10 protein-coding genes are annotated in these 12110 nt (G+C 54.7%); all 10 read left to right on the top strand.

Annotated elements, in window-relative coordinates:
* Nucleotides 1-11 precede the first annotated feature (11 nt).
* The 10 genes from BUB68_RS06135 to smpB all read left to right on the top strand — a co-directional run bounded on the left by BUB68_RS06135 (nucleotide 12) and on the right by smpB (nucleotide 12061).
* On the top strand, nucleotides 12-548 hold the full coding sequence (locus tag BUB68_RS06135) for a GNAT family N-acetyltransferase (protein ID WP_073089117.1): 537 nt from the start codon (nucleotides 12-14) through the stop codon (nucleotides 546-548).
* A gap of 22 nt (nucleotides 549-570) precedes the next feature.
* A complete protein-coding gene (locus tag BUB68_RS06140; RefSeq protein WP_073089119.1) occupies nucleotides 571-1881 on the top strand; it encodes an ATP-binding protein in 1311 nt (436 codons plus the stop codon).
* Nucleotides 1882-1890: 9 nt separating this feature from the next.
* Nucleotides 1891-2646, top strand: coding sequence for a YdcF family protein (locus BUB68_RS06145; RefSeq protein ID WP_073089122.1), 756 nt, complete (start codon nucleotides 1891-1893; stop codon nucleotides 2644-2646).
* Nucleotides 2643-3980: an MATE family efflux transporter gene (locus BUB68_RS06150; protein ID WP_073089124.1), complete on the top strand. Its 1338-nt coding sequence runs from the start codon at nucleotides 2643-2645 to the stop codon at nucleotides 3978-3980. The genes BUB68_RS06145 and BUB68_RS06150 overlap by 4 nt, the downstream gene beginning before the upstream one ends.
* A gap of 218 nt (nucleotides 3981-4198) precedes the next feature.
* Nucleotides 4199-5692, top strand: coding sequence for a hypothetical protein (locus BUB68_RS06155; RefSeq protein ID WP_143188101.1), 1494 nt, complete (start codon nucleotides 4199-4201; stop codon nucleotides 5690-5692).
* Nucleotides 5693-5797: 105 nt separating this feature from the next.
* A complete protein-coding gene (locus tag BUB68_RS06160; protein ID WP_073089130.1) occupies nucleotides 5798-7480 on the top strand; it encodes a phospho-sugar mutase in 1683 nt (560 codons plus the stop codon).
* Between the two features lie 155 nt (nucleotides 7481-7635).
* Complete coding sequence (gene secG / locus BUB68_RS06165; RefSeq protein ID WP_073089132.1) at nucleotides 7636-7863, top strand: preprotein translocase subunit SecG; 228 nt, start codon at nucleotides 7636-7638, stop codon at nucleotides 7861-7863.
* Between the two features lie 75 nt (nucleotides 7864-7938).
* On the top strand, nucleotides 7939-8673 hold the full coding sequence (locus tag BUB68_RS06170) for an alpha/beta hydrolase (protein ID WP_073089134.1): 735 nt from the start codon (nucleotides 7939-7941) through the stop codon (nucleotides 8671-8673).
* A 157-nt stretch (nucleotides 8674-8830) separates the two neighbouring features.
* Complete coding sequence (gene rnr, locus BUB68_RS06175) at nucleotides 8831-11572, top strand: ribonuclease R (RefSeq protein ID WP_073089136.1); 2742 nt, start codon at nucleotides 8831-8833, stop codon at nucleotides 11570-11572.
* A 15-nt stretch (nucleotides 11573-11587) separates the two neighbouring features.
* On the top strand, nucleotides 11588-12061 hold the full coding sequence (smpB, locus tag BUB68_RS06180; RefSeq protein WP_073089138.1) for an SsrA-binding protein SmpB: 474 nt from the start codon (nucleotides 11588-11590) through the stop codon (nucleotides 12059-12061).
* Nucleotides 12062-12110: the final 49 nt, after the last annotated feature.

A 12110-nucleotide genomic window follows, 5' to 3' on the forward strand; every position in this document is an offset into this window, starting at 1 on the left:
ATGGTGGCAATATGGCAGAAATTTTGATTGCCGGTCCGCGGTTGAGGCTGCGGCGGGCAGAGGCAGCAGATATTGACTATATCATTGACCTGGAATACGCAGAGGACAACCTTCCCTTCATCGTACCCTTTGACCGGGATTTCCATGAGCGGGTCATAACGGAAGGCGAAGCTTCCTTGGATGTGATCGTGGAGGAAATCAGCACCGGGGAAAGGGTCGGATATTTTTTGGTAGCAGGGCTCAAGACCGATGCCAAAGAGATGGAATGGACGCATGTGATCATTGGCCGGAAGGGCCAGGGATATGGACATGAGGCCATGAAGCTCATCAAGAAGTGGTGCTTTGCGGTGAAGAAATTCCATCGGGCCTGGCTGGATTGCAAGGATTACAACGAGCGGGCGTTGCATCTCTATGAAGCGGAAGGCATGGTGCGGGAAGGCCTTATCCGGGAGACCATCCTCACCAACGGCCGTTATGAGAATCTGGTGATACTGGGGATCCTGGACAGGGAATACGCGGCGCGGCAAGAGGCCGGGCTGGAATTATAGGCAATGAGAACGGGGGATTTTTATGTACGATCTGACAGCGGGATTGGTTATCTATCGTAATTTTCCGAAAGACTCGATTCTGTGGCGGATGGCAGAGATCTGTCAGCGCTTTCAGGCAGAGGCTTATGAAACAGCAGAATTGCGGGGCGCGATACTCACCGAGGTGAACCGCCTGCTGGATGTGGCGACGCGCTATGGCTTCGACGGCAATCTGTGGCATGGATATCTGGCTTTTTTGCTGGCGAATACCGAAGCGCCGTTCACGCTGGTCTGTGAGAAGCGAGGCGCCGTGAATGGCAGTGTTCAGGTCTTTGCAGAAAATGATCTGGCCATCTTCAAATATCTTTGGGATTATGATTTTACGGAGATGGAAAGCTCGCTGGGGCTGAATTGCTTTAGCGTCATCACGCATTATCAGGCGGTGGCAAAGCCGGCACAGATCTATAATAAAAGCGTCAGCGATAAGGTGCGGGAGCTGGCTGCGGCCATTGATGGCGCCCCTGATGCGGCGGCCATGTATCAGGTGGTGACCGATTTTTATGCGAAATACGGCGTAGGCGTGCTGGGGCTCAACAAAGCCTTTCGCGTATCGCCGGAAATCGAGGTGACAGGCCAGCTTTTGGAGCCCATCACCACCACCGGTGATATCTGTTTGGCGGATATCGTGGGCTATGAGAGCCAGAAGCAGCGGCTGGCAGCCAATACCCAGGCGTTCGTGGAGGGGCGCAAGGCGAACAACGTGCTGCTCTATGGAGATGCCGGTACAGGAAAATCTACCAGCATCAAGGCAATCCTCAACGAATATTATGACCAGGGCCTGCGCATGATCGAGGTCTATAAGCATGAGTTCAAGTACCTGCAGCGGATCATCGCCCAGATCAAGAACCGCAATTACAAATTCATCATTTACATGGACGATCTGTCCTTTGAGGAATTCGAAATCGAGTATAAGTATCTCAAAGCGGTCATTGAAGGCGGCCTGGAGGTGAAGCCGGACAATATCCTGATCTATGCCACGAGCAACCGGCGGCACCTCATCCGGGAGCGTGTGGATGACCGGCCTGACTTTATCGACCCGGACCTGCATCAGAATGATACGGTGCAGGAAAAGCTTTCGCTGGCGGACCGTTTCGGTCTGTCCATTGGCTACTTCAAGCCCAATCAGAAGGAATATTTCAAGATCGTGGAAGAACTGGCTGCCCGTCATCCGGAGATCACGTTGTCTGCAGAGGAACTGCGGGCGGGCGCGGTCAAGTGGGAGATGAGCCACTCGGGGTTATCCGGACGGACGGCGCAGCAGTATATCAATTCCCTGTTGAGTACATGTGTATAGGTGTGATCTATGGTTTATTTGTTGAAATTCGGTGCCAGCTGGATACTGCCGCCGGGAATCTTTTTCCTGGCGTTGTGGTATGTGGCCTGGCGGTTGTATAAGAAACGGGAAAAGGGGCTGGCTGGCATGCTTGCTGCTTTGGTGTTTGTATTCTATCTGCTGTGTACGAGTCTGGTGTCCGAGCGGGTCATGGGGGCTTTGGAGGCCACCTATACGCCGCCGGAGAATCCCCAGGGGGATGTGATCATCATGCTGGGAGGCGGTGCCTTCCCGGATACGCCGGATGTGAGCGGGCAGGGCACATTGTGCTCCAGCCCGGCGAACCGCCTGCTGACGGCGGCACGCTTGCAGCGTAAGCTGGATCTGCCCATCATCCTTTCCGGGGGACAGGTCTACAGCGATTCCGGCCCAGAGGCGGTGATTGCCAAGCGCATCCTGATGGATCTGGGCGTGCCGGAGGAGAAGATTTTCGTGGAGGGCCGCAGCATCAATACCACACAGAATGCGCGCTTCTCAAAAGAGATCATGCAGGAGCAGGGGTTCACAAAGCCGATCCTGGTGACCTCGGCTTTCCATATGCGCCGCTCGGTGCTGAACTTCGAGAAATGCGGTGTAGAGGTTACGGCTTATCCTGCCGATTACCGGGTGAATACCCGCCATGATTTCCATTACAATAAGTTAAAGCCCAGCACCAGTGCTTTGGAGGATAATGTATTGGTGATGCAGGAAGTCCTGCGGGCTTTGGTTACGAGGTATCTTGAATGACAAAAAATCTTACGGAGGGTGAGCCGGCCCGGCTCATTCTCTTTTTTACCTTGCCCCTGATTGCAGGGAATATCTTTCAGCAGCTGTATGCCTTTGTGGACACGTTGATCGTCGGGCGTTTCCTGGGCGTAGAGGCGCTGGCTGCAGTAGGCTGTACCGGCAGCCTGATGTTTCTGATGCTGGGCTTTGTGATCGGCTTTTCCACCGGTATCACCATCTATACAGGCCAGCGTTACGGAGCCAAGGATTTTGCCGGCGTGCGCAAGAGTGCCGCTACCTGTGCGGTGCTGTCCCTGCTGGAGGCGGCAGCGCTGACAGCCTTTGGCGTGCCGATGTGCCGTTACCTGCTGATCTGGATGCAGACGCCGCCAGAAATCATTGAGGGGGCCTATGCCTTCATCAGTATTGTCTTTGGCGGCATCGTGATGTTCGTCTGCCTGCAGACCCAGACCAATCTTCTGCGGGCGCTGGGGGACAGCCGGATGCCTACGGTGATCCTGGCCACGGCGCTCATCATCAACATCATCCTGGAGCCGGTGGCAATCCTTGTGTTGGGCTGGGGCATTCCCGGTGCGGCTCTGGCTACCATCGTGGCACAGTTCCTGGGCAACGTCATCTGCTATATCTACATCTGCAAGAAGGTGCCGGTATTGCGCACGCATCGGGCCGACTGGCAGATTACTCGGCAGGACCTGAAGGCCCATCTGCGGCTGGGACTGCCCATGGGCTTCCAGTCTTCGATCATCGCCATCGGCGCGGTCATCCTGCAGGTGGCACTCAATAATCTTGGGCCTACGGCTGTGGCCGCCTATGCGGCAGCCCAGAAGGTGGATTCCATCGCGCTGATGCCCATGATGTCCTTCGGTCTGGCCATGGCAGCCTATACCGCCCAGAACTACGGCGCCCAGAAATACGAGCGCATTGCTGAGGGCGTGAAGAAATGCAGCTATATGTCTGTGGGTTTCAGCATTTTGGCAGGCGTCCTGCTGATTCTTTCCGGCCCCTTTATCATGGAACTCTTCGTAGGGCAGGGGCAGGAAGAAGTCGTGTCCATGGGCCATGAGTATCTGATTGTCAACGGTTCGACTTATTGGATCCTCTCGCTGCTATTCATCTTCCGCTATACCTTGCAGGGACTGGGCCAAAGCGTCGTGCCCACCATTGCGGGCATCATGGAACTTCTGATGCGTGCCGGGGCGGCGATCTTCCTCTGCGAGATCTGGGGCTACTTCGGCGCCTGCGTAGCCAACCCCATGGCCTGGGCCGGCTCCTGCATTCCGCTGGCCATTGCCTTCTTCTGGACGCGGCGGACGTTTCGGAAAAAATATAGCTAAAAATATGACAGCACAAGCAAAAATCCCCGGTCTGCATATCAAATCTTGCAGGCAGGGGATTTCTTTTGACTTTGCTATTATGCAGTTTTAGGGATTTAGTCAAGATTGCAGCCGGTGAAGGCAGCTTAAATTTCTCCTTAAGTTCCCTCGTTCCTGCATCGATATACAATATGGAGTTGTATGTGTTTTTGGCAGTGGGCAAGGGAGTGACGCAAAAAATGATGATCGGCAGGACAGAAGGACAGGAGAGTTCCTACATAAGTCAGGCGGTTCGGGGAAGAGCGCTGGCAGAACGCAGGATAGAGCAGGCTGCGCTGAAAGATGATGCTTTTGGTGCGCCTTATCGGGTAGAACTTAGTGACAGGTTGAAAAATATCGCAACCTATCAAAACGGGTCCTTGGTCGAGATCGGACAGCGTGACAGTCATGGCAGGCTGCTCAGCCGGGAAGAGGAGCTGGCTGTTTTGCATGATAAAGTGGCTGTGTATCAGGAAATGAATGAGACTTATAGGCGCACCGGTTCACCTGTTGATAGCGAAGCCCTGAATCGCAAGCTGCAGGAAGAGATGTTGGATCGTGTGGAAAAAATGGCAACGGGCGGCAGGCAGGAGGTTCAGTCTGTAAGTGGTGATAGCGGGCTTCCTGGCATAGAGCAGGATTTTTCGCAGATTCGCAAGACGCCTACAGGCTTTGAGGATAAGCCTGTACCCAAAATTGAGTACACGCCCGTAACGGAAATCCGCAGCCGTCATTATCGCTGGACCGAGGAGGACGGCATAGAGGAAACGCTTACGCAAGAGGCAGAATGGGCACAAAGCCGCGCTTACCTGCGTGAACGGATTGAGCATGCTGCCACCGACGCCATAAAGGACATTTTGGAACCATGCGAAACTTATGAGGAAGCGATGAAAAAACTCTATACGGGCGGTGGGCAGGCGCCCATCCAATCCTACGACAGGGAAAATATGACCTACACCATAACCTTGAGGCCGGTTGATGGTGCTTATGCCGTATTGGGCACGGTGTTGAATAATTTTCAGGAAGAATTTGGCAGCGAGGATTCCTTCTATGATACCTTATTGACGGCCTTGAACGATCTGGACCCGCAGGGCGATAATGAACTGGTTAAGCAGATCCGCCGCATGGTGAAAACCGTACAGGGGGGGCAACAGATTGATGTGGACAGCGACGAATTTAAGAAAGACATAGAAGATGCCGTGGCTAGGACGTATGGTATCGCTGTCGGAGCGAAAAAAGAGGAAAAGCCCCAAAATGTAAACACAAAACAACAGGAAACTACAGGGCGTTCCTATCTTGATATGCAGCTGCAGCGAGCGAAAGAGGAGAGCCGTCTGCTCGATGAACTTTTAGGCACAGCAGACAAGGAAACGGAACATGACGAAAAGAAAATAGAGTCAGCAGGGGATATACTGAAGCACCGCCAGCCAGAGGGCAAGGATGCAGGCTTTATCGATAAGCTGCGCCGGGTAGATGAACGCAAAGAACCTGCTAAGCCCTATGTCTTTTCTACAGGAGAGCAGAAAGCGGGAACACCGATAGCACAGGAACAACGCGAAGCACAGCAGGCTGCTTACGATAAATGGCTGGCCATTGGTGAACGCCTTACAGAGGTATTTGCTGCAGATAGATCCACATATTATGAAAAAGCCTTCCTCAGCGCTGTAACAAACAACGTAGATATTTCAGGGTGACATTTGTAATTTTTTATAATGATTTACATTTTTAGCAGGAATTTTTAAATGTTGCGTTGTATATATACATATATTGATTCAAACTAAATGAAGGGTGGATTTATTATGTATCAAGATGAATACAAGCGTTGGTTGGAGGCTGACCTCATTGACTGCGATCTGGGGAAAGAGCTGCGGGACATTGAAGGTGATGACGAAGCCATCAAGGAGCGTTTTGCTGCATCTTTGCAGTTCGGTACGGCAGGCCTGCGTGGCACTTTGGGTGCCGGCACCAACCGCATGAACATCTGGGTGGTGCGTCAGGCTACCCAGGGCGTGGCTGACTGGGTGAAGGGCGAAGGCGGCAGCCAGACCGTAGCCATCAGCTATGATACGCGCCTCAAGGGCTGGACTTTTGCCAAGGAAGCTGCGGGAGTTCTTGCCGCCAATGGCATCCATGTCCGCATCTACGACGAACCCATGCCGGTACCGGCGCTTTCCTTTGCCACCCGTTTCTATAAAGCAAATGCCGGCATCATGGTGACAGCCAGCCACAACCCAGCCAAGTACAACGGTTACAAGGCTTATGGCCCCGACGGCTGCCAGATGACCGATGATGCTGCTGATGTGGTCTACAATGCCATCCAGAAGACCGATGTGCTGACCGGTGCAAAGTACATGTCCTTTGCTGAAGGTGTGGAAAAAGGCCTGATCAAGTTTGTCGGGGAAGACTGCAAGGATGGCCTTTATGAAAATATCGAGGCCTGCCAGGTGCGTCCGGGCCTCTGCAAGACGGCTGGTCTGAAGCTGGTCTACAGCCCGCTCAACGGTACGGGTCTGGTGCCCGTTACCCGCGTGCTGCGTGATATAGGCATTGATGATGTGACGATCGTGCCGGAGCAGGAATACCCCAACGGCTATTTCACGACCTGCTCCTATCCGAACCCGGAAATCCTCGCTGCGATGGAAAAGGGTGTGGAACTGGCCAAGAAAGAGGATGCAGATCTGATGCTGGCCACTGACCCGGATGCTGACCGTGTGGGCATCGCCATGAAGTGCCCGGATGGCTCCTATGAGCTGGTGTCCGGCAACGAGATGGGCGTACTGCTCCTCGATTATATCTGCGCCGGCCGTCAGGAAAAGGGCACCATGCCCCAGAATCCTGTGGCTGTGAAATCCATCGTATCCACGCCGCTGGCTGATGCTGTGGCCAAGCACTATGGCGTAGAGCTGCGCCATACGCTGACGGGCTTCAAGTGGATTGGCGACCAGATCCTCGGCCTGGAGAAGGCCGGTGAAGTGGAACGCTTCATCTTCGGCTTCGAGGAAAGCTATGGCTATCTGGCTGGCCCTTATGTGCGCGATAAGGATGCTGTCGTGGCTTCCATGCTGATCTGCGAGATGGCTGCCTATTACCGCAGCCAGGGTTCTTCCATCAAACAGCGCCTGGAAGAGATCTATCAGCAGTATGGCCGCTACCTCAACAAGGTGGACAGCTTCGAGTTCCCGGGCCTGTCCGGCATGGACAAGATGAAGGGCATGATGGAGAACCTGCGCAAGGACCCCATCAAGGAACTGGCTGGCAAGAAGGTAGCGAAGGTCATCGACTATCTTGATACGGCTGCTACGGGCCTGCCCAAGGCCAATGTGCTGACCTATGAGATGGAAGATGGTTCTTCCGTCATCATCCGTCCGTCCGGTACGGAGCCGAAAATCAAGGCTTACTATACGACCAAGGGCAAGGATCTGGCAGAAGCACAGGCCGCTAAAGATGCAATGGCTGCTGCGGTCAAACCGTATCTTTCCTAAACGTTTATAAAGGTGGAATATCCCGGTGAGGCGGTTCGTGCTTCACCGGGTTTTTTATGGGAAACGTCATGAATTTGCGAAGAAAAAAGCTTGCGCAGCGGGTTGTAATTGTGTTACTATGAATTGAAGACTGTAATAAAAGGGAGGCTTATCTAATGCTTACCGTTTTGATGATAATTGATGCGCTGGTGGCAATCGCCCTCATCGCAGCAGTACTGGGACAGGAAGCAAAATCTGCCGGCATGGGCGGCATGGGTGGCGGTGCGGACACCGTTTTCTCCGGCAAGGCCCGTGGTATGGATGCACTGCTCGCGCGTGTGACAGTGGTGCTGGCTATCTTGTTCGCAGCGATCACCATCGTGATTGCCAAAATGACAAGCTAATAAAGAGCATCCCTGTTCACTAGAGCAGGGATATTTTAGATTTTGGAATATTTGGAAATAATTGGGGGTACGAAGATGATTTTACCGGGAGCAGAGCCTTTCTTTATGCCGGGCGGCAAAAAAGGGGTGCTCCTTATCCATGGCTTTACGGGACTGCCTGCAGAATTGCTGCTTTTAGGAGAGCATCTGAATAAGGCCGGCTTTACGGTACTCGGCGTGCGGCTGGCTGGACATGGCACGACGGTGGAGGATATGCGCCATATGACCTGGGAGGACTGGATGGACTCCGTGCGGGATGGCTATGCTCTGCTCTCGGGCTTCTGTGAGGAGATTTCGGTGATCGGGCACTCCATGGGCGGGCTCTTTGCCCTGCTGTTGTCCACGGAAGAGGTCATCTCCCATGTCGTGACGCTGGCTGCGCCGATCTTCATCCCCGAGGAACGGGGGCTGGCGGCATTGCCGCCGCGGGAAGCCTGCTATGACGGCTATGTGACCAAGCCCAGGCGGAAGCTCAGGGACGTACCCCCTGCTGCCAATCGTACCTATCGCAAGATGCCGCTGATTTCCATCCATGAGCTGGTGGAGGTCATCGAAAAGACCAAGGGTGCTATCGAGGAAGTGAAGGCACCGACGCTCATCATGCACAGCCGGGATGACCATACGGCGGCACCGGTGAGCGCAGACTATATCCTGTCCCATGTGCAGGGACAGGCGCGAATCGTCTGGCTGGAGGAATCCGGGCATCTGTTGCCCCTGGCCAGCGAAAGAGAGAGAGTATTTGAAGAGGCTGCGGCCTTCCTGCAAGGGTAGTGGTGTGACTTTTCTTTGGTGCAAAGAAAAGTCACCAAAAGAAACAGCGGGCTGAAATCCCATCACGGGATTTACGCCCGACGGCTCCCGTCCTTGGGAGCCGATTACGCTTGCCTTATGTTTGCAGGTAAATCGTAAATTTATGTAAGGAGAAAAAATGGACTTAAAAGAAAGAATCCTCGCTTATATGCGAGAAGCTGCCTATAAGCCACTGGCCGCCGAAGATTTAGGCGAAGAGATGGGACTGACGGACGAAGAACTGGTGGATTTTGAAGCAGCCTTGGATGAATTGGAGGCAGAAGGGGCCATCATCAGGAATCGCAGTGACCTTTACGGTGTGCCCAGCCGCATGCATCTGGCCGTGGGGCGTCTTTCCATGACGGCGAAGGGCTTTGGCTTTTTGATTCCGGACGTCCGGGAAACGGAAGAGGAGACGGATGTATTCATTCCGGCCAATGCCGTGGGCTCCGCCATGCATGGCGACCGTGTTGTGGCGCGGGTTGCGCCGGCGCAGGAGGAAGGCCGTTCCCGCGAAGGCGAGATCATCCGCATCCTTGAGCATGCCAATGAGAAGATCGTGGGCACTTTTGAGCGCAGCAAGACCTTTGGTTTTGTGACGCCGGACAATACGAAGCTCACGCAGGATATCTTCGTGGCCAAGAAATTCTTCAAGGGTGCCAAGACGGGCAGCAAGGTGGTCGTGAAAATCACCAAATGGCCCAGCGGCCGCCGCAGTGCGGAAGGTGAGGTCATTGAAGTGCTGGGCAAGGTGGGCGATCCCGGCGTGGATGTGCTCTCGGTGATGCGCCAGTATGAGCTGTCCGAAAGCTTCCCCGAGGATGTGCAGGCGGAAGCCGATGTCGTTGAGCAGGAGCCTGCACCGGAGGAATACCGGGGCCGTGCTGACCGCCGTGACCTGCCCATCGTCACGGTGGACGGTGAGGACTCCAAGGATCTCGATGATGGTGTCTTTGCCCGCAAGAACCCTGATGGTTCTTACTTCCTGGGTGTCTATATCGCCGATGTCAGCCATTATGTGCGGGAAAATGCGCCCCTTGACCGGGAAGCCTATGCCCGCGGCACGAGTGTTTATCTGGTTGACCGCGTGATTCCCATGCTGCCCAGGGAGCTTTCCAATGGCATCTGCAGCCTGAATGCAGGTGTTGACCGCCTGGCTATGGCCTGCGAGATGCAGATTTCCCCGGAAGGCGAGGTCGTAAGTTACGAGATCCTGCCGACGGTGATCCATGTCTACCGCCGTCTGACTTACAATATCGTCAACAAGGTATTGGTGGGCAAGGAAGAACCCTTCCTGTCCGATAATCACGATATCCTCTCGATGCTCGAGACGCTGGCCGAGCTGCGCGGTGTCCTGAAGGCCAAGCGCCATCGCCGCGGCTCTATCGACTTCGACTTGCCAGAAGTCAAGGTCAAGCTGGATGAACACGGTCATCCGGTGGCACTCATCAAGCGGGAAGGCAGCCTGGCGGAATCCATCATCGAGGAATGCATGCTGGCAGCCAATGAGACCGTGGCCCGTCATATGGACACGAAGAACCTGCCCTTCATGTACCGCGTCCATGAGCAGCCTTCCGAGGAAAAAATCGAACGGCTCAACAACCTGTTGGCAACGTTCGGTCTTTATGTGAAGCGGGATGAAGCCGGGCAGATCCAGCCCATGGATGTGCAGAAGGTACTCGAAAAAGTCGAGGGTCGTCCGGAGGAACGCATCATCAGCACGGTGTCCCTGCGCTCCATGCAGCAGGCGCGCTACAGTGAGCTGAGTCTGGGCCATTTTGGCCTGGCCGCCCGCTATTATACGCACTTCACGTCACCCATCCGCCGCTATCCGGATCTGATTGTCCACCGCCTCCTGCGGGAGACCTTTGCGACAGGCAGTATCCCCGCAGAACGGCAGGCCAAGCTGAAGACCATGCTGCCTGAGATTGCCGACCATACCTCCCAGCGGGAGCGGGTGGCCATCGAGGCAGAACGCGAGACCACGGACATGAAGAAAATCGAGTATATGGCGCAGTTCGTGGGCGAGGAGTTCACAGGTGTCATCAGCGGCGTGACCGCGTTCGGTATCTTTGTGGAACTCGATAACGGTGTGGAAGGTCTGGTTCATGTTTCCACCATGACCAATGACTATTATGAATATGTGGAAGAACAATATGCAATGATTGGCGAGCGCACCCGGATGAAATACCGTTTGGGCGATGAGGTGGAGGTAATCCTCGCGCGGGCCAATGTGGAGGAACGGAATTTGGATTTTGTGTTGAAAGATAACGGCCAGTATGTGCCGGAACAGCCAGCCGCTAAGAAAAATGACGGCCGGAAGAGCAACAAGAAAACGAAGGCGCCCCGCCCCAAGAAGGCGAACAAGCCGCTGCTTGAAGATGAACTGATTGCCGAGCCCATGCTGACGGAGGAAGAAAGCCAGCAGAAGGAGCAGCAGGGACACAGCCAGCATAAGAAGCGCCGCAACCATAAGAAGCGCGGTGCTTCCGGCGAAAAACTGCCGCAGGAGGAAAATCAGGAAAAGCGTCAGCCCAAAGAGCGCAAGAACCGCAATGATAAGAGCCGCCGTCCGGGCAAGGCCGAACGCGCGGACAAGGAAAGCCGTGTCGGTTCCGGCTCCTTCCGTGGAGGCTCGGGCGACCGCAGCCGCAATCGCGAGGAACGCCGCGGCGACAAGGAAGCCGGTTACCATCGCGTCTATGTGACGGGGCTCAACAGCGCCATCTGGCCGGACCCTCCCGGATACCATGAGAAGAAGGAACGGGAAATGGCCGCCGCAGCCGCCAGGGCTGAAAAAGAAAAGGCGCAGAAGTCCAAGGGCAAGCGCCGTCCGCGTCCGCACCGCAAGACGGAAGGCGGTACGGGGAATAGCAAATAAGTTCGAGGTGAGAGAATGGGCAAGAAAAATATCGGTATGAAGGTAGTCTGCGAAAACCGCAAGGCACGCCATGACTACTTTATCCATGAGACATACGAAACAGGTCTTGCCCTCGTGGGCACGGAGGTCAAATCCCTGCGTGCCGGCAAGGCCAACCTCAAGGACAGTTATGCCATGATCAAGAACGGGGAAATCTTCGTGGAGAACATGCACGTTTCCCCCTATGACCAGGGCAATATCTTCAACCACGACCCGCTGCGGGCGCGGAAGCTCCTGATGCACAAGAGCGAGATCGTCAAGCTCTTTGCCAAGACGCGCGAGAAAGGCTTTACGCTGGTGCCGCTCAAGATTTACTTCAAGAACGGCAAGGCGAAGCTGGAACTGGCCCTGGCTTCCGGCAAGCACAACTACGACAAGCGGCAGGATCTCCATGAGAAAGCCGCCAAGCGGGAAGTGGAACGGGCGCTCAAAGACAGGCAGCGTTATTGATGTAATGTTGTAAAGTGTTCCTGATTTATGTTACAATAGGCAAGGAACT

The sequence above is a fragment of the Pseudoselenomonas ruminantium genome, assembly GCF_900142515.1.
GTDB classification, from domain to species: Bacteria; Bacillota; Negativicutes; order Selenomonadales; family Selenomonadaceae; genus Selenomonas_A; species Selenomonas_A ruminantium_D.